We start from the raw sequence: 22912 nt of genomic DNA on the forward strand, positions 1-22912 counted from the left end.
GGGGCGCGAGGTGAACAGCGCGGTGGCTGACCTGCGGCGTCCCGGGGTGGCGCGCCGGGTCGCGGCCGCGCTGCGCGCGGACGCCCAACGGCGTGGGCCGTGGCGGCAGTCGCTCGACCGGGTGCGGGTGCCGGTGCGGATCGTCGCGGGCGCGGCCGACCCGCCGGTGGCGGCCGTGGACCATTCGGTGATCGAGATCGCCGGCGCCTGGCACCACCGGCGGCTGACCCACGCCGAGTTGCTCAACGAGGGCCGGACGCCGGCCCGTTGACCGCGCGCCGCGCCGGCGCGGCGGCTCGGCCGTCGGTCCCGCACAGCCCGCGCAGGCGCGCGTCCAGCACGCCCCGGGCCTCGTCGCGGTCCAGTTGGCCGAGGAGCAGCTGCACGGTGAGCCCGTCGGTGAGCGCCAGCAGGGCGCGCGCCTCGGCCGCCGGATCGACGGCGACGCCCCTGGCCTGGGTGACCTCGGCGACCAGCCGGGTCAGCAGGTCGAGCACCTCGGGGCGGTCGGCGCGCAGCGTCCGGGCCAGCGACGGGGCGACGGCGGCGCGGGCCACGAACGCCAACCACACCTGCGCCTCAGGGCGTTGCTCCTCCGCCAGCAGCGCGAGGTCGGCCAGCACCCGGCCCAGCGCGGCGGGTGAGGGCTCGGTGGCGGCGGCGCGGGCCCGGGCGACGAACCGTTCGCCGACCCGGGCCAGGGCGAGGGCGAGCATCTCGTCCTTGTCGCGGAAGCCGCGCTGCACCGCGCCCATCGACAGGCCGGCCTCCCGGGCCACGTCGCGCAGCGTCACGCCCTCCAGGCCGTGCCGGTCGGCGAGGCGGTGCACGGCGTCCACCACCCGCTCGCGCCGCTCCGCGTAGTCCACCTGCTTCGGCATCCGCGCTCCTTCGTCGCCTCGGCCCCCGAGATGCGGCCGGCGTGCCCCCGAGGTGCCGCCGTCCCGCCCCCGAGCTTATTCGATGCGCTCGCATCGGTTCGCCGCGTACGATTCGATGCAACCGCATCGGAACACCAGCCACACGAGGCAGCACATGGATGACACCGGACTCTGGCAGCGCACGGCAGGCGAGTTGGGGGCCGCCGTCGGCAGGGGCGAACGGAGCGCCGTCGAGGTCGTCGAGAGCCATCTGGCCCGCATCGCCGAGGTCAACCCCACCGTCAACGCCGTGACCCAGCTGCTCGCCGAGCGCGCGCTCGCCGAGGCCGCGTCCCTGGACGCCCGACGCGCGGCCGGCGAACGGCTCGGCCCGCTCGCCGGGGTTCCGTTCACCGTCAAGGAGAACCTCGGCATCGCCGGCGTGCCGACCACGCACGGGGTGGCCAGGTTCCGGGAGTCGACGGCCCGCGTGGACGCGCCGCCGGTGGCGCGGCTGCGGGCGGCGGGCGCGATTCCCGTCGGGCACAGCAACATGCCGGACCTGACGCTCGGCGGGGTGCACCCGCGCAGCGAGCTGTTCGGGGAGACGGCCAACCCCTGGGACGCCGGGCGCACCCCCGGTGGCACCAGCGGGGGCGACGGCGCGGCCGTGTCCAGCGGGATGGTCCCGCTGGGTCTCGGCAACGACTCCGGCGGCTCGGTCCGGGTGCCGGCGGCGTTCTGCGGGGTGGTCGGCCTCAAGCCCAGCGGCGGCCGCTACCCCGCCGACCATCGCATCGGCGCCGACGACCCGCCCCTGGCGTCCCAACTCATCCCGGTGGACGGCCCGTTGGCCCGCACCGTCGGCGACCTCAGGCTGGCCCACGCGGCGTTGGCCGGCGCCGACCCGCGTGACCCGCGCGCCGTGCCGGTCCCCGTCGAAGGCCCGACGCCCCCGACGCCCTGGCGGATCGCCGTGGTGCGCGACCCCGGCGGGCAGGGCACGCACCCGGCCGTGGACGCGGCCGTGACGGTCGCGGCCGACGCCCTGGCCGACGCCGGGCACGCCGTCGAGGAGATCGCGGACGTGCCGCGCCTCGCCGAAGCCCTGGAGGTCTACGGCGGGTTGATCATGACCGAGTTCGCGCAGGGCTGGCAGTACATCGAACCGGTGCTGCCGCAGGAGAGCCGGGCCTATATCCGGATGTCGATGGAACGGAACACGCCCGTCGGCCTCGCCGGCTATCTGCGGCTGACCGGCCGGTGGTTGGGGCTGCGCCGCTCCTGGGCCGAGCTGATGGACCGTTACCAGCTGCTGCTGGGGCCGGTGTTCACCGAGCCTCCGGTGGAGCCGGGGCTGGAGTCCAGCGGTCCCGCCGGCTTCGAACGGGTCTCCAGGGCGCTGCGACTGTGCGCGGCGGTCTCCCTGGTCGGCCTGCCGGCGGTGGCCCTGCCCGGCGCGGTGGTGGACGGGCTGCCGCAGGGCGTGCAGCTGGTCGGGCCGATGTACCGGGAGGACCTGTGCCTGGCGGGCGCCGAGGTGGTGCAGCGCCGGACCGGGGTGCTGACCCCGGTCCAGCCGGCTCCACGCCGCTGACCGGCCCGGCTCAGGGCTCGCCGTAGGGGGCGAAGGCGACGGGGTCCTCGGGGCGGAGCCCGAGGTCGCCACCGGCGGTCAACTCCGGTGCCCGCAGCAGGATGTTGTAGTGGTTGGGGAAGTGGCAGGCGTCGAAGCCGAGCAGGGTGCCGACCGGGCGGCCGGCGATGGTCAGCGCGTCGCCCCGGTCGAGCACCCCGGCGGCGTCGATCTCGACGAAGCCGAGGAAGCCGACCCGGTCGATCCGCGCCCCGGCCAGGGTGTCGGCCTGGTCGGTGACCACCAGCTCGTGGACCTCGCCCCGCCGCACACAGCGGCTGGCGAACGGTTCGAGGCGCATTCCCCGTTCGGTCCTGGTGTGCAGCAGGACCTTCACCAGGGTTCCGGTGACCGGGCGCTTGGCGCCGTTCTCCCAGGAGGCGGGCCCGCTCATCCGACGCCTCCCACCGGCGCCTCGGCGCGTTCGGCGGCGTAGACGTCGGCGACCAGCTCCAGGGCGCGCAGCCCGTCGATGTGGGCGGGCCTGCCGGTGGCCACCACGCCGGCGAAGTCGGCCAGCAGGTGGCGGTACTCGTGCCAGAGCGAGGACTTGAAGCCGGCGTGGCCGGCCAGCAGGTCGGCGTGGTGTTCGGTGCCGTCGGCGAGCCGGAGGCGGACGTCCTTGGCCTCGCCCGGGTAGGACCAGTCCAGCTCGACGCGGGCCGACGCGCCGGAGGCGGCGGCCAGTTCGACGGTGGCCTGTCGGTCGAGGCCGGTCGCGTCGCGGGCCACGGCGGCGTCCACGACCCGCACCTCGCCGAGCAACTGGCGTACCAGGTCGAAGGCGTTGGGCCCGTTGTCGGCGACGCAGCCGCCGCCGCAGCGGGCCGGGTCGAGGTACCAGGTGTCGCCGCCGATGTGCTCCTCGATCCGCTCCAGATAGCGCACGGTGGCCGAGGCGATGGGCACGCCCGGCGGCAACCGGCGGACCAGTGCGGCGAGTTGGTCGTTGTAGCGGCGGTGGAACGCGGTGTACAGCGGCACCTCGGCCGCCAGTGCCAGCGCGGCGACCTCCCGGCCGGCCACCGGGTCGAGTGCCAGGGGCTTCTCGACCAGGACGGGCACGCCGGCGGCGACGGCGTCGGCCGCGATGGCGGCGTGCAGATGGTTGGGGGCGGCGACCACCAGGGCGTCCGGCCGGTCGTCGGCGAGCAGCGCGCGGTGGTCGGCGTGCCGGGGAACGCCGGCCGGCAGGTGGTCGGCGAGCGCCTCGGGTGCGTCGGGGCGGGGGTCGCAGACGCCCGACAGCTCCCAGTCGGGGCTCTCGGCGATGGCGGCCAGGTAGTAGCGGGAGATCACGCCGAGCCCGGCGACGGCGATGCGGCGGGCGGCGGGCGGGTGGGCGGTCATCGGTGGGCCTCCAGGGCGGGCAGTTCCAGACCCAGTGCGGTCAGCTCGTGGTGCAGGGCGCGCGGCAGGGGAACGCCGTGGGCGCGGCGCTCGGCGGCGCGTTCGGCCTCCCACCAGCCGGGGTAGCGCACCGGCCGGCCGTCCTCCAGCGGCGGGCAGTCGAGCACGGTGCCGAAGAGGGATCGGCTGGCCTCGGCGAACGCTCCGGGCTCGGCGCGCAGCAGGTCGGGGTCGATCGCGAGCAGCAGCAGGCCGATGTCGTCGTCGGTGCCGTGCGGGCGGCCGTCGCCTCCGAGGGCCTCGGGGGCGGGGCCGACGGCCGCGCCGGAGAGCAGCGCGGCCAGCAGCTCGACGGTCAGCCCCAGCCCGAATCCCTTGTGGGCGCCGGTGGTTGGGTCGCCGCCGAGCCAGCGGAGCCGGGCCTTGCCCTGGTCGAAGGCGGCGGGGTCGGTGACGGTCTCGCCGTTCCGGTCGGCCAGCCAGCCGGCGGGCACCGGCCGCCCTGCGGCGGCGGCGACCCGGACCCGGCCGGTGGGCACCACGGTGGTGGACATGTCGAGCACGAAGGGGCGGCCGGGCAGGGCCGGCGCGGCGACGCTCAGCGGGTTGGTGCCCAGCAGCGCGGGCAGGCCGCCGGGCGGCGGGGCGATGCGCTGGCCGCCGCAGTTGCTGGCGACCAGGCCGACCAGTCCGGCCTCGGCGGCGCGGGCGGCGTGGAAGCCGGCGCAGCCCAGATGGGTGGCACCGCGCACCGAGACCAGGCCGATGCCGTGCACGCGGGCGCGGGCGGCGGCCAGGTCCATGGACTCGGCCGCCGCCCACAGGCCGAGCGCGCGCCGGTGGTCGATCAGGACGCAGGCGCCCAGGTCGTTGATGACGCGCGGCTCGGCGGCCGGGCCGGCGCGGCCCGAGGCCAGCAGCGGGTGGTAGAGGCGGCCCAGGTTGAAGACGCCGTGCGAGTCCATCCCGGTGAGGTCCCCGTACACCAGGGCCTCGGCGGCGAGTTGGGCGCGCGGCCCCGGGACGCCGAGCGCGGCGAGGAACGCGGCGGTGGCGGAACGGAGTTGAGCGTGGTCAACGGTGACGGTCGGGCCGGGTAACGCGGTCAACGGAGGCTCTCCTCGGGAGTGGTGCGGGTCGTTTCGGTGTCGGTGCGCGCCGCGACGCGGTCGCGCGCGAAGGCGACGAGGGCGCCGGCGACGGTCTCGGCGAAGGCGTCGAGTTCGGCGAGGGTGACGAACTCCCCTGCCGCGTGCGCGTGGTTGGCGTCCAACGAGCCGGGGCCGAGCACGGCGGTGAAGGTGTCGGGGTGGTCGGCGAGCCAGAGCGCGTCGCAGGTGAACGGCGGCTCGTCCGCCGGCCAGGGCGCGGCGCCCGCGCCGGCCAGCAGGGCCTCGGCCCAGGGGTCGGCGGCGTTGAGCGTCGGCAGGCCGCGCTTGTCCCAGTCGAGTCGGGTGAGGGCGGCGGCGTCCCTGGCGGTGCGGGCGAACTCGGCGGTGGAGGCGAAGCGTTGGCGGAACGCGTCGAGCCCGCGCGCCACCTCGTCGGCCAACAGCCGCTCCAGGCGGGCGCCCTCGGCGGCCTCGTGGTAGGGGAGGTTGATCAGCAGGGTGCCCCGGCCGTGGACGCGGTTGTGGAGGTGGCCGGTGTGCAGCCCGGCTATGCAGGGGGCGCCCGCACCGGGTGGGCCGTGGCCGGAGTCCAGGGCGTGGGCGAGGTGTTGGGCGAGGAAGCCGAGCAGCACGGTGGCGTTGTGGCCGCCGCCCGGCCGGTCGTCCACGGCGTCATCGCCGGCGACGGTGATCCGGGCGGTGGCGGCCGCCGTGACGCGGGTCAGCAGGCGGCCGCCGGTGGGTTCGCAGAAGAGGTTGATCCGGCCCGTGTGGCCGGCGGCGACCAGGGGGCGGGTGCCGAGGGTGCCCAGGGCGCCGCCCTCCTCGCCGGCGACGGCCTGGATCAGCACGGCGGTCTCGCGCCCCACGGCCGGCTCCCTGGCGGTCGCGGCCCGCACCCCGGCCAGCAGGGCGACGGCCGGCCCCTTGGCGTCCACGGCGCCCCGGCCGGTGAAGCGCACCCCGTCGAAGGCCACGGGCTCCACGCCGGCGACGGTGTCCAGGTGGACGTTGCACATCACGGTCGCGGCGCGGGGCAGCCTCGGCCCCAACCGCAGCAGGAGGCTGGGCTGTTGACGCAGGAACGCCGGGTCGTCCAGCGCTGCGGCGACCGGGGCGGGCAGCGGCCCGGCGCGCACCTCGGCCTCGGTGGGCGGGGCGTGGCGCACAACGGTCAGGCCGAGGGCGCGGGCGGCCTCGGCGTAGCGGCGGCCCGCCGCCCACAGCTCGGCCGGCGGGTTCTGCGGCCCCGCCTCCAGGGGGCCCGCGGTCGGGGTGCGCAACAGGTCGAGGAGCAGGGCTCGTTCGCCGGCGGTGAGGGCCGCCCGGGTGGCGGCGCTCACCGGAGGGCCCGCGCGGTCGGCGGGGTGAGCCGGGCGAGCAGCTCGGTGAGGGCGTGGCCGGCGGCGACGAACGGCCCCGGGCCCGCGCTGCGGGTACCGGTGTGCGGCTGGTGCGCCAGGTGCGGCTCGATGGAGAGCGGGCCCCGGTAGCCCGAGGTCCACAACAGGTCGAGCATCGCGGGGAGTTGGGCCTCGCCCCGGCCGGGCAGGGTGTAGTGGACGCGCCCGCCCTCGTGCCGGGCGTCCTTGACCTGGACGTGCCGGACCCGGGGCAGCAGCCGTTCCAGCATCGCCAGCCCGTCGTAGCCGTGCGGGACGCCGTTGCCGGTGTCGAAGAGCACGCCCAGGGCGGGGCTGGCGATCTCGTCGAGCAGCCAGGCCAGCCGCTCGGCGCTGGTGCCGGCCCAGCCGGAGCAGTTCTCCACCAGCAGCGTGAGGCCGAGCCGTTCGGCGCGTTCGGCGAGCCTCGTCAGCCGTTCGAGGACCAGCGCGCGCCAGCGGTCGGCGGGCAGCCCGCCGCCCGGGTAGCTCATCACCCGCACCCAGCGGCAGCGCAGCACCTCGGCGCGGCGGGCGAGGGCGTCGAGCGTCGCGAGGTCGGCGGAGAGCGGGTCGGTGGCGTGGCTGCCCCAGTTGCCCAGGGTGGAGTCCAGGCAGACCACGTCCAGGTCGGCCTCGTGGAGGCGGGCGGCGAGGTCGGCGCAGGCGCGGGGCGGCAACTCGGCGATGCCGATGCCGTCCACCGACCTGATCTCGATGGCGTGCCAGCCGAGTTGGCGCAGCGCGGCGCACTGCCCCGCCGCGTCGGGCGCCGCCTCGTCGCCGATGCCGGCCAGGGGTGCGTCCCAGGGGGTGCGTCCTGGCTTGGGCGTCATGAAAGGGCCTCCAGGGGTGGGGAGCCGGTGGGGATCGCGGCGCGCTCCTTGGCCTCGCACAGCAGGCGCACCACGGCGTGGTGGATGGCGTAGGTGGCCTGCTGGCCGGTGGCGAAGCGCCGGTAGGTGTCCCGCAGGAAGGCGGCCAGCGCGTCGTCGCGGAAGATCGCCGGCGGGCGGCCGGGGAGCGTCAGCCGGGCGTGGTCGTCGCGTTCGCTGATCGGGTAGTGGCCGACGACCTCGCCGTCGGCGAACCGCAGCCGGACGCTGCGGCGTTGCACGGGCGCGGTCAGGTCGGAGCACAACTCGCTGGTCACTCCGCTGTCATGAGTGAGCGTCAGGGTCGCCCCGCCCATGAGGGGGCGCAGCGCGGTCTCGGTGCGCAGGTCCGCGCAGCGGGCCTCGGCGACGGTGGCGGGGCCGGCCAACCGGAGGACCACGCCCAGGGCGTGGGGTATCTCGACGTCGAACGCGCTGGGGTGGCCGTCGTCGCTCTGGCCGCGCAGCAGGCGCGGCTTGTCCTGCCGGAAGGCGATGGAGCGCAGCGGGCCGAGCCGCCGGTGTTCGGTCAACTCCCGTAGCTCGCTGGTGAGTCGGGAGGAGAGCCAGTGCGCGACGACCTCGATGTGCAGGCCGTGGCGGCGGCGCAGGGCGTCCAGCCGGTCGAGCTGGGCGCGGTCGGCGGCCAGGGGCTTCTCCACCAGGACGCGGGTGTAGCCGAGGGCGGCCAGCTCGCCGAGGAGCGCGACCCGGCGGGACGGCGGGGTGCACAGGTGGACGACGGTGGTGGCCGGGTCGCTGAGCCGGGCCGCGTGGTCCAGGGACGCGACGCGTTCCACCCCGGCCAGCCCGGCGCCGGCCTCGGGGCGGGGGTCGAGGGCCAGCGGTGGCCCGGTGAACCAGGCGTCGCCGGCGGCGCCGGCGCGCAGCAGCGAGGCGGCGTGCAGGCCGGCGCCCGACCTGCCGAGCCCGACGACGAGGGGCCGCACATTTCCTCCGCGAGGTGAGATCGAGGGGTGGGATCGGGGCTGGGATGGAGAAAGAGGGGAAGGTCAGGGAAGAGCAGGAAAAACGGGTCGGGGAATACAGGTGTTCGGTGTTGGACAACGCCCGGGTGAACACCGGAAGCGTTTTCGACAACGCTCCCGTCGAGGCCGCCAACGACCCGTCGGGAACACGCCGGGGCGACTTTCACAGCCCCGTCGGCGGGGTGTCAAGCAATGCCGACAGCTGATACCTCAAAGGGTGAATCGCCTTGCCGGGGGCGCGCGTTGGGCGGTGCTCGCTATACGTTTGGGCCCGTCCGGGCGCGGGCGGCGCCAGAGCCACCCGTGCCGGCCCCCGCGTTGTCTCCGCTCGTCCCTCTCATCCCCTGGCTGGCTTCCCTTGCTTTCGAGGAATTCCCCGCTCGCATTACCCGAGGACACCGGCGAAGAGGTCGCCTTCTTCTCGCAGGCCGCCACGTTCCGTCGGCTCTGGCCGTCGATAGCGGACCGGCTGAACGAGGTCTTCGACGACGGAAAGTTCTCGCACGGCGCCCAGGTCGCCGCGCTGGAACGGGAGTTGGCCGCCTACACCGGCGCCGGCTTCGTGCTCGGGGTGAACAGCGGCACCGACGCGCTGGTGCTGCTGCTGCGGGCCTGCGGGCTGCGGCCCGGCGACGGGGTGCTGGTGCCGGCGTACTCCTTCGTCGCCACCGCGTCCTCGGTGGTCCTGGCCGGCGGGCGGCCGCAGTTCGTGGACATCGAGCCGGCCGGCTACGCCATGGACCCGGCCGCGCTGGAGCGGGCGATCACCCCCGAGAGCCGCATGGTGATGCCCACCCACCTCTTCCACGCCCAGGCCGACATGGCGGCGATCGGCGCGATCGCCGAGCGGCACGGGCTGACCCTGGTCGAGGACAGCGCCGAGGGCATCGGGATGCGGCAGCGCGGGGTGCACGCCGGGCTGCACGGGCGCGGCGGGGTGCTGTCGTTCTTCCCCAGCAAGACGCTGGGCGCCATCGGGGACGCCGGCGCCGTCCTCACCGACGACCCGGCGGTGGCCGCCATGGTCGGCGCGCTGCGCCACCACGGGCGGTACGGCCGCACGCTGGCGCACTTCCCCGGCATCGCCAACGAGACGGCGCTGCCCGGGGTCAACAGCAAGATGGACGACTTCCAGGCGGCGGTGCTGCGGGCGAAGCTGCCCGAGCTGGACGCCGCGATCGAGCGCCGCGCGGCGCTGGCCGCCGCCTACACCGAGCGGCTGCGCGACGTGCCGGGGGTGCGGCGGCTGCCCGAGCCGCACCGTGAGGGCCCGGGCGAGCGGGGCGTGTTCTATGTCTACCTGGTGGAGGTGGAGCGGCGCGACGCGCTGGCCGCGCGCCTGGCCGCGCGCGGCATCGGCACCGAGACCTACTACCCCAGACCGCTGCACCGGCAGCCGTGCTTCGCCGAACTCGGCCACGGGCAGGGCGCGTTCCCCGTCTCCGAGGCGGCCAGCCGGCACGCGCTGGCGCTGCCGCTCCACCCCGATCTGACGGATGCTCAGCTGCACCGGGTCTGCGACGCGGTCGCCGCGTTCTACCGCGAAGGGGGCGACCGATGAGCGGAGAGCCCGTTCCGTTCTTCTCGCCCCGCCTCTTCGAGGAGGACCGGGCGACCGCGCTGCGGCTGATCCACGAGGTGGGCACCGCGCCCGAGCAGCGCTTCATCCTGGGCGAGCACACCCGGGCCCTGGAGGACGCCCTCTCCCGGAGCCTCGACGGGGCGCACGTGGTGGCCTGCGGCAGCGGCACCACCGCGCTGACCATGGCGCTCGCCGCGCTCGGCGTGGGCCGGGGCGACGAGGTGGTGGTGCCGGCCCTGGGCTGCGCGCCGCTGGCCTCGGCCCCGCTGGCGCTGGGCGCCACCCCGGTCTTCGCCGACGTGGACCCGGTCACCCTGACCCTGGACCCCGAGGACGCGGAACGCCAGGTCACCGCCCGCACCCGGGCGTTGGTGCCGGCGCACCTGTTCTCGACCATGGCCGACATGCCGCGCCTGCGGGCCCTGGCGGCGGCGCGCGGCCTGCGGCTGATGGAGGACTCGGCGGTCGCGCAGGGCGCGGTGCTGGCCGGCACCCCTGCGGGGCTGTGGGGCGAGGCGGGCGTGTACTCCTTCGTCCAGGTCAAGACGTTCGGGATGCCGGGCGAGGGCGGCGTCGTGATCACCCGCGACGCCGAACTCGCCGCGCGGGTACGGCTCCTCCGCAACCACGGGCAGGCCGACGGCGAGCGGTTCACCCACCGGCTGGTCGGCCACAACAGCCGCTTCGACGAGATCCAGGCCAGGCTCCAGCTGCACCGACTGCCCGGCCTGGCGCCCAGGTTGGCGCGGCGTGCCCAACTCGTCGACGCCTACACGCGGTTGCTCGCGCCGCTGGCCGAGCACGGGGTGATCGCCCCGCCGCCGGGCCGGGACGGGCGCTGCGGCTATGTGTACACGGTGCTCGCCGAGGACCGGGACGGGCTGGCCGGCCACCTGCGGGCCGAGGGCGTCGGGACCCATGTCTACTACCCGCGCGCCCTGCCGCACCACGCGGCGTTCCGCCGCTGTGCGCCGCCCGGGCGGCGGTGGCCCGTCGCCGAGTCGGCCGCCGCCCGGATGCTGTCCCTGCCGCTCTACCCCGAGCTGACCGACGCGCAGGTGGCGCGGGTCGCCGACGCCGTGTGGCGGTTCGTCGAACGTCGTGCCCAACACCCCGAGCAGATACGGGAGTTCAGCGACGCGACCGACCGTTCCCCCGCGAGCCGCACGGAGGCCAACCCCCGATGACACAGCACCTGACCGAAGCGCCCGACCAGGCCGGAGAGCAGCCGCCCGGCCGGCCGCCGGCCCGTCCCGCCGAGAGCCGGGCCCGCGCCTTCGCCCGGCTGGGCAAGCTGGACGTCTACGACTACTACCCGAGCATCGCGGTGGCGCTGTCCGCCGTGCTGCTGCCGCTGGCCGACTTCGAGGCGAGGACCGCGCTGGTCCTGGGGCTCTTCCTGGTCGGCGAGGTGTTCGTGGTGATGGCGATGGTGGCGCTGGACGACATCACCGGCTACCACGACGGCAGCGACGCCGCCAACTACGGCCCCAACCACCCGCTGCGCAACGTGCTCCGCAAGCCGCTGGTCGCCGGCACCCTGACGCTGCGCGAGGCGCACCTGTTCGCCTGGGGCTGCGCCGCGCTCGGCACCGCGCTCTGGGCGGCGGCGGTCGCCCTGGCGCCGCACCGCCCCGGCTGGGCGCTGTTGGTGACGGCGGCGCTGCTGGTGGTCTCCCTCCAGTACTCCTACGGGCTGAAGATCAGCTACCACGGCTTCCAGGAGGTCTTCCTCTGCGGCCTGGGCGTCGGCCTGGTGGTGGCGCCGCACGCGCTGGTCACGGGCGGCTTCTCCGCGTTCCTGCTGGTGCAGGGCGTGCTCTTCGGCTGCGGCCCGCTGCTGTTCGGGGTGTACTCCAACACCAACGACATCGAGGGCGACCGGGCCGTGGGCCGGCGCACCGTGGCCGCGCTGGTCTCGCCCCGGGGCAACGCGCGCTTCGTCGGGGCGCTCTCCCTCGGGGAGTTCGCCGTCGGCGCCGGCGCCTCGCTCGCCGGGGTCGCGCCCTGGTGGTTCGTGCTGGCGATGCTGCCGGTGACCGCGCTGCGCGCGCGGCAGTTCCACACCGGCTTCGTGGCCGGCGACATCATGCGGGCCCGCCGGATCGGCTTCACCGCGCACCGGGTGGCGATCGTGCTGCTGATCGGCGTCAACCTGGCGCTGGGCGCGGGGGTGGTCGCGTGAGCGCGCGCGAGACGGACCTGGATGTGGCGGTGGTCGGCGCCGGGATCGCCGGGCTGAGCGTGGCCGCCGAACTGCGGCGCGCCGGGCGCTCGGTGCGGGTCTTCGAGGCGCTGGACCGGGTCGGCGGCCGGATGCGGACGCTGCGGCGGGCCGGGTTCACCATCGACGAGGGCGCCGAGCAGATCTCGGCGCAGGGCTACCGGGCGACGTGGCAGCTGCTGCGGCGGGTGGGCGTCCGGCCGCCCGAGGTGCCGCCGATCGGCCGGACGGTCGGGCTGTGGCGCGACGGGCGGGCGCACCCGGGCGTGGGTTCGCGGATGGCGCCGCTGACCGGAGCGGGGCTGTCGGCGCGGGCGCGCGTCGACGTGGCGCGGTTCTCGCTGTGGATGGCGCGGCACAGCCGGGAGTTGGACCCGGACCGGCCGGAGCGCGGCCCGCTGGGCGCGCTGACCGTGACGGAGTTCGCCCGGCGCTACCACCCGGAGCTGCTGACCCATCTGTTCCAGCCGTTGGCCGGCGCGTTCTTCGGCTGGGACCCGGCCAGGTCGTGCGCGGCCCCCGCGGTGAGCCTGCTGCGGGAGGTCGGCCCGGTCTCCGCCTGGCGCACCTACCGGGGCGGGATGGACCTGCTGGCCCGGCGGCTGGCGGCCGGCCTCGACGTGGTCACCGGCTCCCCCGTCGAGCGGGTCGCCGCCGACGGCGAGTATGCCCAACTCGACGTGGGCGGGCGCACGTTGACCGCCCGCGCGGTGGTGCTGGCGGTGCCGGCGCCGGTCGCGGCGCAGCTGCACGCCAACGCCCCAGCCGGCGAACGGACGTTCCTGGAGGCGTGCTCCTTCTCGCCGATGCTGAAGGTGAGTTGCGCGCTGGAACGTCCGCTGACGCCCAGGGGCGGCCGTTCGCTCTATGTGCTGCTCACCCCGCAGGCGGAGGAGGACACCCTCGCCGGGATGGTGCTGGACCACGCCAAGCACCCGGGCCGGGTGCCGGCGGGCCGGGGCCTGGTCAGCCTGATCGCCAGCCCGCGCCAGCTGCCGGCGCTGCTGGCCGCGCCGCGCGAGGAGGTCGTCGAGCGGCTGACCAGGGCCGGGGAACGCTTCCTGCCGGGGCTGCGCGCGGCCCGCACCGACGCCTGGGTGCACGCCTTCCCGCACGGCCTGCCGGAGGCGACCCCGGCGGCGCTGCGGCACCGCGCCGCGTTCCACCAACGGCCGCCAGGACCGGTCGAGTACGCCGGGGACTGGGTGCTGCTGCGGCCAGCCAGCGAGGGCGCGGTGCGCTCGGCCGCGCTGGCCGCCGCCCGGGTGCTGGCCCGGCTCGGCGGCGAGGTCCCCGGCGACCCGCCGTTGGTCCCGCTCGCCGACAGTCCGTCAACCGACCACTGAGCAGGAGGAGTTCAGCGTTGCGACCCGATGACATGGGGACGCTCTTCGACGAGTGTGCCAGCCGGGGCGGGGCTACGGTGGTCCATCTGGACCGGCCCTTCGACCTGCCGGGAGCCGGGGGCATAGCGTATGACCTGGCCCAACTGGCCACGCTGGTCGAGGAGACCGCCGGCTGGCTGGCCGCCGCCGGGGTGCGGGCGCGGGACCGGGTGGCCATCGTCAAGGACAACCACTGGGACTACGACCTGCTGGCCTGCGCCGCCGTCCGGCTGGGCGCGGTGCCGGCCCAGCTCTCCGCCCATCTGGCCGCCGAGCCGCTGGCCACCCTGCTGGCCAGGCTGCGGCCCCGGCTGCTGGTGACCACGGCCGCGCTGCTGGAGCGGCACCGCGCCGACGGCGCCGACCCGGTCCAACGCGCCGAGCGCACCGTGGTGTTGGACGCTCCGGCCGAGGGCGCGACCCTCGTCGACGAGGTGCGGGGCGCCACCGCGCCCGCGCCCCGGCGGCGCGATCCGGACGCGCCGCTGGTCATCAACCACACCTCCGGCACCACCGGGGTGCCCAAGCTGGTGGCGCACACGACGCGGACCATCATCCACAAGCTGGCCAGGTTCGAGACGTTCCGCTACCCCAGGATCGGGGTGCGGCGCGAGGACACCGTGGTCAACGCCAGCTCCTACGCGCACGGGCGGACGTTCTGCTGGACGGCGAGCGTGCTGTGCCTGGCGCCCCGGGAGATCGCCATCCTCACCCGGCACGCGCCCGAGGAGGCCGACCTGTTCCTGCGCGACCACCCGCCGACCGTGCTGGAGGCGCTGCCGTCGGTCTACAACCGGCTGCGGCCGCTGACCGGCCGGCTCGACCAGCCGTTCCGCCGGGTGCGGCTGTATGTCTCCACCTATGACGCGGTCCACCCGCCGACGCTGCGGGCGTTCCTCGGCGCGAGCCGGGAGCGGGGCGCGGTGTGGATGCAGGGCTGGGGCCAGACGGAGACCGGGCCGCTCACCTTCCGCTTCCACACCCGCCGTTCGCTGCGCGGCGCCGGCGAGGTGGACGCGCGCGACCTGGGGCGACCTGTGCCGTTCAGGACGCGGCTGCGGGTCGTCGACCCGGACACCTTCGCGCCACTGCCGCCCGGGCGGGCCGGGCTGCTGCTGGCCAGGACCGGCGCCAGGGCGCCCGGCTACCTGGGCGAGGAGGAACGCTGGCGGGCCAAGGACCGCGACGGCTGGTGGAACACCGGGGACGTCGGGGTCCGCGACCGCACCGGCGCGGTGCGGCTGTTGGACCGCGAGGTGGACCACGCGCCAGGGCTGAGCTGCCTTCAGCTTGAGGACGTGTTGGAGGACCGGCTGCCCTGGCTGTCCGAGTGCGTGGTGCTCACCCCGCCGGACAGCGACCCGGTGCCGGTGCTGGTGACGGCGGACGGCACCTATGACGCGACGGAGTTCAAGCGGGCGGTCGATGACCTGCCGCCGCTGGCCGAGCCGGTGGCGCGCGCCGAGGCGTCGATCCCGCGCACCGGCACCGGCAAGGTGCGGCGGCACGCGCTGCTGGAGCAGCTGACCGGCCGGCCGGACGCGGCGGGCACCGGGCGGTGGACCTGATGACGACGGCAGGCGCCCCCGGCTACGCGTTCCCGGCCCACCCGACGTTCCTGGGCGGGCAGCACGGCTGGCTGTCCGCCGCCTACGACCCGGTGACGCTGCCCCGGCTGGCCGCCACCGGCGTCACCCGGGGCTGGCGCTGCCTGGAGGTCGGCACGGGCGGCGGCTCGGTCGCGCGCTGGCTCGCGGAACGGGTCGCGCCCGGCGGCGAGGTGCTGGCCACCGACCTGACGCCGCCGACCTCCCCGGCCCCACCCGGCGTGGTCTATCTGACCCACGACGTGGTCAACGACCCGCTGCCGGAAGGGGAGTTCGACCTGATCGTGGCGCGCCTGGTGCTGCAACACCTGCCGGAGCGTGAGGCGGTGCTGGCCCGGCTCGCGCGGGCGCTGGCGCCCGGCGGCTGGCTCCAGATCGATGAGTTCGACGTCTCCTACGAGCCACCGCTGCTGGCGCCGGACGCGGCGGCCGAGCGGCTCTACCGGAAGTTCCTGGCGGCCAAGGCGGCGGCGCTGCGCGCGGCCGGGGCGCACCCGGAGTGGGGCCGGGAGGTGGCGCGCGCGATGCGGGACGCCGGGCTGGTCGAGATCGACCCACGCCCCCATGTCGAGCTGCGCACCCCCGAGTCGGCGAGCCTGGGCCTCCAGCTCCACCACACCCGGCACCTGCGCGAGCGGCTGCTGGCGGCCGGGATGACCGAGGCGGAGCTGGCTGGCGTGCGCGCGCTGATGACGGACCCGTCGTTCCGGGCCTGCTCCAGCGTTCTCTACTCGGTCCAGGGCCGCAGGGCGCGGTGAGCGGCCGGCGCTCACGGACTGGCGCGGAGCGCGAACTCCCTGGCACGGACAGACAAGGACACCATGGCGGGGCACTCCCACAATCGAGGGGACAGCACCAACCACAGGGAGGGGAACCCGACATGCAGCGCATCCGCCGCATAGCCGCCGCCGTCCTCGCGACGACGGCCCTGGCCGCCGGCACCGCCGCGATGACCACCAGCCCGGCGGCCGCCGCCACGGACACCCGGGCGGGGGCCATCGGCACACAGGACATCTACTGCGGCTGGGACAACCGCACCACGCCGCCCACCATCTCCCAGGGGTCGCAGGGGAACACCGTCCGGGAGGCCCAGTGCCTGCTTGAGTCGCAGGGCTATGGCGTCGGGGGGATCGACGGGATCTTCGGGCCCAACACCCGGATCGCCGTGCTGGACTTCCAGCGGGACGTCGGCATCGCCAGGGACGGGATCGTCGGGCCGAACACCTGGTACTACCTGCGCAACTGGTGACGCCACCGACGCGCGGGTGACGGTCGGGGTCAACGGCCGTCGTCCGCTGGGGGGTTCGAGGGGCCTCGGCCCGGGAGCCATGAACGGTTCCCGGGGCGGGGCCCCGTCGTCGTGGGTGGGTTCAGCGGGCGGTCACCAGTAGCCGAGGCGGCCGTCGACCAGTTCGCGGATGGCGTCCAGGTGGCCGGCGTGGCGGCCGGTCTCCTCCAGCAGGTGGAGCAGGATCCAGCGCAGACTGGCGGGCTCCCGGTCGGGGTGCCGGCTGACGTCGTCCAGGGAGTGGGCGGCGACGATCTCGTTGGAGCGGGCGCACTGCCGCTCGTACTCCTCGACGAGCCGGGCGAGCGGAACGTCCGCCACCAGCATGTCCGCGTCCTCGGGCTCGTCCCAGAACTGCGGGTTCTCGGCCGAGGAGCCGCCCAGGTAGATCACCTCGAACCAGGCGTGTTCCACCCAGCGCAGGTGGGAGAGGACGCCGGCGGCGGTCATCAGCGGCGAGGAGGGCAGCACCGCGCGGTGCGCCTGTTCCTCGTCGAGGCCGTCGGTCTTCCAGCGGCAGATGTCCCGCTGGAGGTCGAGCCAGCCGAGCAGTTGGGTGCGTTCGTCCGCCACGAGGGGCGGGCGTTGACGGGGAGACGACATGCGCGGGGACGCTACCGGTGCGGCGCTGGGCCGCGCATGTCGTTTTCCCGCCGGGGCCGGCCGGGACCGTCAGATCAGGCCGAGCGAGAGCATCGCGTCGGCGACCCTGGTGTAGGCGGCGATGTTGGCGCCGGCCACATAGTTGCCCGGCATCCCGTACTCCTCGGCGGTCTCGGCGCAGCTGGCGTGGATGCCGCGCATGATGTCCTGGAGCCGCTGCTCGGAGTACTCGAAGCTCCAGGAGTCGCGGGAGGCGTTCTGCTGCATCTCCAGCGCGGAGGTGGCGACGCCGCCGGCGTTGGCGGCCTTGCCGGGGCCGTAGGCGAGGCCGGCCTCCTGGAAGATCCGGATGCCCTCGGGCGTGGTGGGCATGTTGGCGCCCTCGCCGACCGCGACGCAGCCGTTCCTCACCAGCGCTGCGGCCTCCTTGCCGGTGATCTCGTTCTGGGTGGCGCAGGGCATCGCCACCTCGCAGGGCACCTCCCAGACCTGCCGGCCGGCGACATGGCGGGCGTCGGGCACGGCCTCAGCGTAGGCGGTCAGCCGCTCCCTGCGCTGCTCCTTGATCTCCTTCAACAGCGCGATGTCGATGCCCTTGGGGTCGTGGACATAGCCGCCGGAGTCGGAGCAGGCGACGACGCGGGCGCCGAGCTGGTGGGCCTTCTCTATGGCGTAGATGGCGACGTTGCCGGAGCCGGAGACGGCGACGGTCTTGCCGTCCAGCGAGTCGCCCCTGGCCAGCAGCATCTCCTGGACGAAGAAGACGCAGCCGTAGCCGGTGGCCTCGGCTCGGACCTGGGCGCCGCCGTAGGTGAGGCCCTTGCCGGTGAGGACGCCGGACTCGTAGCGGTTGGTGATCCGCTTGTACTGGCCGAAGAGATAGCCGATCTCGCGGCCGCCGACGCCGACGTCGCCGGCCGGGACGTCGGTGTACTCGCCGATGTGGCGGTGGAGTTCGGTCATGAAGCTCTGACAGAACCGCATCACCTCGCGGTCCGAGCGGCCCTTGGGGTCGAAGTCGGCGCCGCCCTTGCCGCCGCCGATGGGCAGGCCGGTGAGCGCGTTCTTGAAGATCTGCTCGAAGCCGAGGAACTTGACGGTGCCCAGCCGAACGGAGGGGTGGAAGCGCAGGCCGCCCTTGTAGGGGCCGAGGGTGCTGTTGAACTCGACGCGGAAGCCCCGGTTGATGTGGATCTCGCCCTTGTCGTCCTCCCAGGGCACCCGGAAGATGATCTGCCGCTCGGGCTCGCAGAGGCGGGCGACGATCTTGGACTCGGTGTAGCGGGGGTGCTTGCCGAGGACGGGGCCGATGCTCTCCAGCACCTCGCGGACGGCCTGGTGGAACTCGTCCTCTCCCGGGTTGCGCGCGAGCACCTCCGCGTAGACGGCCTCTGACTTCTCGTGCAACGGCATGGCGTCTTCCCACTCCTGTCCTGGCATCGCCGGGCCGCCTCGGGGGCGGCCCGGCGAGGGCGGACCGTGCGGCTTCGAGCCTGGCACGGCGCGCCGTACTGTGCCTGCCAGGCTCCGTTGCCTGGGCGACCGATCAATCTCGGCCACTGTATACAGCCAGGTCGGAGCGGAGAAGGCCGCCCTGGGGCGGGCCGGGCGGGCTCACCTCAGCGGGCGGTAGCCCACGTTCAGCTCGTCGAGGAGCGGGAGGTGGCCGCGCAGGCGGCGTTCGAAGTCGGTCAGGTCGCGCTCGTCCTCCGCCGTCCAGCCGATCTCGGCGATGGCCGCCAGGCGTGGGAAGGCCCGCCACTCCACGGCGGCCGGCGTGGGCAGATACTCGCTCCACAGCTGCCCCTGGACGCCGAGGGCCGACTTCGGCGGCCGGTAGGAGTAGACCTTGGACAGCGGCAGCCCGCCGCCGATGGCCAGCGGCTCGTCGGGGGCGTCGCTCTCCGCGTAGTCCAGATAGGTGTGCTCCTTGGGAACGGCCACCAGGTCGTGGCCGCCGCGCTCGGCCAGGCTGACCCGCTCGCCGCTCTGCCAGGCGAAGATCACCGCGCCCTCGGGGACGCCCTGCTCGATGAGCTCGTCCCAGACGGCGACCCGGCGCCCGTGCCCGGCCAGATGGCTCGCCAGCCGGCGGGACCACCAGCCCAGCAGTTCCTCGGGCCCGCCGAGCCGCTCGGCGGCGGCCCGTTCGCGCGCCTCGGGGCTGGCCAGCCACTCGTGGGCCGGCACCTCGTCGCCGCCGATGTGGACGAACTCGAACGGGAAGACGTCCACCAGCTCGTCCAGCACGTCACGGACGAACTCCACCGTGCGCTCCCGGGCGTTGAGGACATGGCGGGAGACGCCCCACTCGACCCGGACCGGGAGCTGCCGCTCGGGGCGGTTGCCCAGCCAGGGGTAGGCGGAGATCGCCGCCTGCATGTGCCCGGGGGCGTCGATCTCCGGCATGATCCGCACCCCGCGCCGCGCCGCGTAGGCGACCAGGTCGCGCAGCTCGGCCTGGGTGTAGCTGCCGCCGTGCGGAACGTCGTCGCGCCGGCCGTCCCGGTTGTGGCCGACCATCGAGCCCGTGCGGAAGCCGCCGATCTCGGTCAGCTTCGGATAGCGCTTGACCTCGAACCGCCAGCCCTGGTCGTCGGTGAGGTGGAGGTGGAGGGTGTTGAGCTTGTGCAGCGACAGCAGGTCGACATAGCGATAGAGGAACGGCAGCGGGTGGGCGTGCCGGGCCACGTCCAGCAGCGAGCCGCGCCAGGCGTAGCGGGGGCGGTCCACGATCTCCACGTGCGGCAGGCGCCGTTCGCGCAGCAGCTGGCGGAGGGTCTGGACGGCCCAGACCAGCCCGGTCGCGGTGGCGGCGACGGCACGGGCGCCGTTGTCGTCGACGGTCAGCCGGTAGCCCTCGTCGCCGAGCCCGCTGTCGTCCGCCAGGCTCAGCTCGACGCCGGGGCCCGAGCCGGTCAGGTCCAGCGACTCCCGGGCCAGCGCCGCGACTTCGACGGGGCCGCTCACCCCGGCCTCCGGGCCGACGGTCCAGAACTCGCCCGGGCGCACCCGAAGCGAGTGGGGCCTGGGCACCAGGGCCGGCGTCGGGTCGGTGCTCTCGCCGGCACTCTCGCCGGTGCTCCGGCTGGCGCTCTGCGGCTCTTCGGTCACGTGTCGCACTCCCGTTGATCTCGTACGTTGATCTCGTAGGGCCTCATCGACGCTAACCGGACCGGGAGGCGGTGCCAAGGTGCCATCCGGGGGCCCGCCCGGCGGGGCGTTCGCGGGGAACGGTCGGAGAACGAGGGCACTTTGACCATCCCGGGCGGAACTTTCTCTTGACTGTGCGCAAAGTCGTTTCTACGTTGTCCGCCGTGGCGAGCGCGGTGCAGGCGTCCCGCCCTTCGAGTCCGACGAAGAACCGCACCTCGCAGAACGGCAGGACATCGCCCATGTGTTACGGACTGAACGACGAGAAGGCCCTCGCGATGGCGCGCGCCGGGCGCGCCGGCACCAGCAGACGCACCCTGCTGCGCGGCGCCGCGCTCGGCGCGCTGGGCGCCGGCGCCCTCGCCACCGGCGTCGCCACCGCGCCGGCCGCCCAGGCCAGCCCCCACCACGGCCGGGGCAGGGCACGGGTGCCGAAGGACCGCATCAGCATCCAGCTCTACACCGTGCGCGACGCGCTCAACGGGGAGCCCGGCTTCGACGAGTCGCTGCGGCGGATAGCGGACTACGGCTACCCCAGGGTGGAGCAGGCGCTCGGCTTCTTCGGCCGCACCGCCAGGGAACTGCGGTCCTTCTACCGGGAGTTGGGCATCCGCGCCACCTCCAGCCACAACGACATCAGCGCGGACGAGGAGGCGCTGGAGACCAAGCTCGGGGACGCCCGCGAGCTGGGCCAGTCCTATATCAACGTGCCGTGGCTCTCCTCCGAGGACGCCGACGACTGGCGCCGCTGGGCCGAGCGGATGAACCACGAGGCGGAGCGGGCCCGCCGGTTCGGGCTGCGCTACGGCTACCACAACCACGCGCACGAGTTCACCACCGACCTCGGCGGCGGGCTGACGCCCTGGGAGATCCTCACCTCGGAGCTGGACCCGCGCCTGGTGCACCTGGAGATCGACATCTACTGGGCGGTGACCGGCGGCATCGAGAGCGGCGACGGGGTGGACGACCCGGAGCGGTTCACCATCGACGTGATCAGGTCCGCCCCGCAGCGGGTGCGCCAGTACCACGTCAAGGACCGCGACCCGGAGACCGGCGACATGGCCGACCCCGGGACCGGGATGATCGACTTCCCCCGGATCTTCCGCGCCCACCGGGTGGAGGAGTACATCGTCGAGAACGACACCCCGGACGTCACGCCGCTGCACAGCGCCGACGTCGGCTACTCCTATCTGCGGAACCTCAGCTGCTGAACGGGCGCTCCGGCGTGTGCCGTTGACCGGCCGTGGGGCCACCACCCCACGGCCGGCGGCGTGTTCTGGGACGGAGTTGGGGTGGTGCGGGGGTGGTGGGTGCGTGCGGGTTTCGTCCGCGGGCCGGTGGCCGGTGCGGGGCAGCCCGACTGGTCGTGGGTGAACAACGAAACTCTGCGGTGTGGTTGGGGATGTGGCGCGGGCTACGACGCGCGGCTTACATGGCGGGTGGATCGGCCGGGTGCGGGCTCAACGAATGGCTGTGATGGGCTGGCTGGGAAGGGGGGCGCGGCTTCCGGGAGGTGGGGTTTGTTGCCGCCAGGGGTGGTGGGTGATGGCGACCGTGCCCCCGGGGCGCGGGGACTGCGGGGTTGTTCGGGGGTCGACTGGTGGGTGGGGGCGTGCGTGGCGCGCACCGGCTTCGCCGGCCTGCCGCGGCGCATGGCCCGTCTCATGTGTGGCGGAGCGTCGGGCGTCTGGTGGGGCCGGTGGCAGTGGATCTGACCAGGTGGGGTTGTGGCGTGTTCGGTTAACGACGACGCTGCCGCGTGAACATCGCCTGCCGTCTTGGTAGTCCGCGCGCCGTCGACTCCCGAAGGCGGGCGCGGCGGGGGTGGGGGGACTCTTTTTCTAGGTGCCCGTTTGGAAGTGAACAGATCGTTCAACTCTAGACGGGCACCTAGAGAAAAAGACCCCGACCCCCTGCCCGGAAGCCGACAAGGCGCGGACTACCCCACCGGCAGACGATGTTCGCGCGGCAGCGTGGTCGTTGACCGGACCTCACGACATCCCACCTGGTCAAAACAACCGCCACCGGCCCCGCGAGACGCCCGACGCTCGGCCACACTCCGAGACGGGCCATGTGCCGAGGCAGGCCGGCGAAGCCGGTGCGCGCCACGCACGCCCCCACCGGCCGGTCGTCCCTCAAAGAACCCGGCAGTCCCCGCGCCCGGAGGGCACGGTCGCCATCACCCACCGCCCCCGGCGGCAACGAACCCAGCTCCCGGAAGCCGCGCCCCCCTTCCCAGCCAGCCCAACACAGCCATGCGTTACGCCCGCACCCGGCCGACCCACCCGCCATGTAAGCCGCGCGTCGTAGCCCGCGCCCGAGCCCCAACCACACCGCAGAGTTTCGTTGTTCACCCACGACCAGTCGGGCTGCCCCGCACCAGCCACCGGCCCGCAGACAGACCCCGCACCACCCGCCCCCCACCGATCCACAAAGATCCGGCAGAAAGCCCCTAGTCGGCACCGCGCGGCAGCGCGTCCGACGCGTCCAGGGCGTCCGGCGCCTCCAGCGCCTTGGCCACCGCCTCGTAGAACCGCGCCTGGGCCAGCGCGCTGGGCGGCAGCTCCGGGTTCCAGGGCAGGATCGTGGCGGCCGAACTCAGCGCCACCCAGCCCTCGTTGTCCTGGAACTCGGCGGGCCTGGCCGCGTTCCCCCGCACGTCGCTGAGCACGATGGCCGGGGACAGCGCGGCCGCGTCGGCCCAGTCGCCGGTGGCCCAGTTGGCGCCGGGGCCCTCGGGCGGGGTGGCGAGCGCCACCCCGTGCTCGGCCAGGGCCCGCAGGTCGGGCCAGGCCGTGGCGCGCGCCAGATAGGCGGCGTCGGCCCCGGCCGGGGAGAGCGCCAGCACCCGCGCCTCGGGCGCGGC

At 74.8% G+C, this 22912-nt stretch carries 21 protein-coding genes and 1 pseudogene; 11 read left to right on the forward strand and 11 right to left on the reverse strand.

From position 1 onward, the window contains the following. A partial coding sequence (locus EBN88_RS17865; protein ID WP_233580760.1) for a hypothetical protein occupies positions 1–271 on the forward strand: 271 nt, incomplete at its 5' end. Here EBN88_RS17865 and EBN88_RS17870 read toward each other — a convergent pair. Beyond that, positions 243–881 (reverse strand): TetR/AcrR family transcriptional regulator, encoded by a 639-nt coding sequence (locus EBN88_RS17870; RefSeq protein ID WP_122184895.1) that lies wholly within the window; start codon positions 879–881, stop codon positions 243–245. The two genes, EBN88_RS17865 and EBN88_RS17870, sit on opposite strands and share 29 nt — an antisense overlap. Positions 882–1035: 154 nt before the next feature. Here EBN88_RS17870 and EBN88_RS17875 point away from each other — a divergent pair, with 154 nt between their 5' ends. Beyond that, on the forward strand, positions 1036–2457 hold the full coding sequence (locus EBN88_RS17875) for an amidase (RefSeq protein WP_122184896.1): 1422 nt from the start codon (positions 1036–1038) through the stop codon (positions 2455–2457). 10 nt (positions 2458–2467) lie between these two features. On the opposite strand, the gene EBN88_RS17880 is transcribed toward EBN88_RS17875, so the two are convergent. Genes EBN88_RS17880 through EBN88_RS17905 form a run of 6 tightly spaced genes read right to left on the reverse strand, consistent with a single transcriptional unit; the run spans position 2468 to position 8165 of the window. Further along, complete coding sequence (locus EBN88_RS17880; protein ID WP_122184897.1) at positions 2468–2890, reverse strand: DUF6917 domain-containing protein; 423 nt, start codon at positions 2888–2890, stop codon at positions 2468–2470. After that, on the reverse strand, positions 2887–3846 hold the full coding sequence (locus EBN88_RS17885) for a Gfo/Idh/MocA family protein (protein WP_122184898.1): 960 nt from the start codon (positions 3844–3846) through the stop codon (positions 2887–2889). Before EBN88_RS17885 ends, EBN88_RS17880 begins: the two co-directional genes overlap by 4 nt. After that, positions 3843–4955, reverse strand: a complete 1113-nt coding sequence (locus EBN88_RS17890) for an Ldh family oxidoreductase (RefSeq protein ID WP_122184899.1) — start codon at positions 4953–4955, stop codon at positions 3843–3845. Before EBN88_RS17890 ends, EBN88_RS17885 begins: the two co-directional genes overlap by 4 nt. Further along, entirely contained in the window at positions 4952–6301 is a 1350-nt protein-coding gene (locus EBN88_RS17895) for a M20/M25/M40 family metallo-hydrolase (RefSeq protein WP_122184900.1), read from the reverse strand. The genes EBN88_RS17890 and EBN88_RS17895 overlap by 4 nt, the downstream gene beginning before the upstream one ends. Then, a complete protein-coding gene (locus EBN88_RS17900; protein WP_122184901.1) occupies positions 6298–7176 on the reverse strand; it encodes a sugar phosphate isomerase/epimerase family protein in 879 nt (292 codons plus the stop codon). Before EBN88_RS17900 ends, EBN88_RS17895 begins: the two co-directional genes overlap by 4 nt. Beyond that, the gene (locus EBN88_RS17905; RefSeq protein ID WP_122184902.1) at positions 7173–8165 is read right to left on the reverse strand and encodes a Gfo/Idh/MocA family oxidoreductase; all 993 of its coding nucleotides are present in this window, start codon (positions 8163–8165) and stop codon (positions 7173–7175) included. The genes EBN88_RS17900 and EBN88_RS17905 overlap by 4 nt, the downstream gene beginning before the upstream one ends. A gap of 14 nt (positions 8166–8179) precedes the next feature. Here EBN88_RS17905 and EBN88_RS30245 point away from each other — a divergent pair, with 14 nt between their 5' ends. The 8 genes from EBN88_RS30245 to EBN88_RS17940 all read left to right on the forward strand — a co-directional run bounded on the left by EBN88_RS30245 (position 8180) and on the right by EBN88_RS17940 (position 16251). Then, positions 8180–8410, forward strand: coding sequence for a hypothetical protein (locus EBN88_RS30245; RefSeq protein ID WP_147472756.1), 231 nt, complete (start codon positions 8180–8182; stop codon positions 8408–8410). Between the two features lie 152 nt (positions 8411–8562). Continuing rightward, a complete protein-coding gene (locus EBN88_RS17910) occupies positions 8563–9765 on the forward strand; it encodes a DegT/DnrJ/EryC1/StrS family aminotransferase (RefSeq protein WP_122184903.1) in 1203 nt (400 codons plus the stop codon). Further along, on the forward strand, positions 9762–10973 hold the full coding sequence (locus EBN88_RS17915) for a DegT/DnrJ/EryC1/StrS family aminotransferase (RefSeq protein ID WP_122184904.1): 1212 nt from the start codon (positions 9762–9764) through the stop codon (positions 10971–10973). Before EBN88_RS17910 ends, EBN88_RS17915 begins: the two co-directional genes overlap by 4 nt. Then, complete coding sequence (locus tag EBN88_RS17920; RefSeq protein WP_122184905.1) at positions 10970–11971, forward strand: UbiA family prenyltransferase; 1002 nt, start codon at positions 10970–10972, stop codon at positions 11969–11971. Before EBN88_RS17915 ends, EBN88_RS17920 begins: the two co-directional genes overlap by 4 nt. After that, positions 11968–13356, forward strand: coding sequence for a protoporphyrinogen/coproporphyrinogen oxidase (locus EBN88_RS17925; protein WP_233580761.1), 1389 nt, complete (start codon positions 11968–11970; stop codon positions 13354–13356). Before EBN88_RS17920 ends, EBN88_RS17925 begins: the two co-directional genes overlap by 4 nt. 17 nt (positions 13357–13373) lie before the next feature. Beyond that, positions 13374–14963, forward strand: coding sequence for a class I adenylate-forming enzyme family protein (locus EBN88_RS17930; RefSeq protein WP_233580762.1), 1590 nt, complete (start codon positions 13374–13376; stop codon positions 14961–14963). After that, entirely contained in the window at positions 14963–15760 is a 798-nt protein-coding gene (locus tag EBN88_RS17935; RefSeq protein WP_122184913.1) for a class I SAM-dependent methyltransferase, read from the forward strand. Before EBN88_RS17930 ends, EBN88_RS17935 begins: the two co-directional genes overlap by 1 nt. A 122-nt stretch (positions 15761–15882) precedes the next feature. Further along, the gene (locus EBN88_RS17940) at positions 15883–16251 is read left to right on the forward strand and encodes a peptidoglycan-binding domain-containing protein (RefSeq protein ID WP_122184907.1); all 369 of its coding nucleotides are present in this window, start codon (positions 15883–15885) and stop codon (positions 16249–16251) included. 132 nt (positions 16252–16383) lie between these two features. Here the strand turns inward: EBN88_RS17940 and EBN88_RS17945 are convergent, their stop codons facing one another. From EBN88_RS17945 to EBN88_RS17955, 3 genes are all read right to left on the reverse strand, one after another. Next, positions 16384–16893: a DinB family protein gene (locus EBN88_RS17945; protein WP_122184908.1), complete on the reverse strand. Its 510-nt coding sequence runs from the start codon at positions 16891–16893 to the stop codon at positions 16384–16386. A gap of 69 nt (positions 16894–16962) precedes the next feature. Further along, entirely contained in the window at positions 16963–18333 is a 1371-nt protein-coding gene (gene gdhA, locus EBN88_RS17950) for an NADP-specific glutamate dehydrogenase (protein WP_199742407.1), read from the reverse strand. A 174-nt stretch (positions 18334–18507) separates the two neighbouring features. Further along, positions 18508–20007, reverse strand: a complete 1500-nt coding sequence (locus tag EBN88_RS17955; protein WP_158621419.1) for a beta-N-acetylhexosaminidase — start codon at positions 20005–20007, stop codon at positions 18508–18510. Positions 20008–20288: 281 nt separating this feature from the next. On the opposite strand from EBN88_RS17955, the gene EBN88_RS17960 reads away from it, so the two are divergent. Next, the gene (locus tag EBN88_RS17960; RefSeq protein WP_122184911.1) at positions 20289–21257 is read left to right on the forward strand and encodes a sugar phosphate isomerase/epimerase family protein; all 969 of its coding nucleotides are present in this window, start codon (positions 20289–20291) and stop codon (positions 21255–21257) included. A gap of 1241 nt (positions 21258–22498) precedes the next feature. On the opposite strand, the pseudogene EBN88_RS30615 reads toward EBN88_RS17960, so the two are convergent. Next, positions 22499–22912: pseudogene (locus EBN88_RS30615) on the reverse strand (hypothetical protein); the annotation flags it as partial.

This window comes from Streptomyces triticirhizae, assembly GCF_003696235.1.
GTDB lineage: Bacteria > Actinomycetota > Actinomycetes > Streptomycetales > Streptomycetaceae > Streptomyces > Streptomyces triticirhizae.